Annotated in this window: 1 protein-coding gene; it reads right to left on the bottom strand. The window is 50.0% G+C overall.

Features of this window, described 5'->3' with window-relative positions; genetic code table 11:
* Positions 1-111: 111 nt before the first annotated feature.
* A partial coding sequence (locus KW828_RS22210) for a hypothetical protein (protein WP_218338304.1) occupies positions 112-304 on the bottom strand: 193 nt, incomplete at its 5' end.

The raw sequence follows: 304 nt of genomic DNA, 5'->3' as shown, positions 1-304 counted from the left end.
CCAGAAAAATGAAAAGCACGATGAAGTGTGATCTACTGGTTGCGCTAACAATACAGAAGAGACCTCATCGTGCCTTTACAAACAGTCTGCCAGAAATTTTTCTCCACGTCTTTACCGGACATTCACAACTTCCGCGTTAATGTCCTTGTTTCCATGGCTGTCGCTCTGACACACGGCGCCAGCCTCACCCTGACCAGCCTTGGCCGCGCCCTTCCGGGCAGGGCGCACGTCAAAAATAAAATTAAACGTGTTGACCGTGCTCTTGGCAATACAGCCCTTCATCGTGATATTCCCCGTATTCAGC

Origin of the sequence: Enterobacter sp. ENT03 (genome assembly GCF_019218745.1) — a bacterium.
Classification (GTDB): domain Bacteria; phylum Pseudomonadota; class Gammaproteobacteria; order Enterobacterales; family Enterobacteriaceae; genus Enterobacter_D.
Note: the sequence above shows the minus strand (reverse complement) of the source record. Positions and strands in the feature narration are given on the sequence as shown.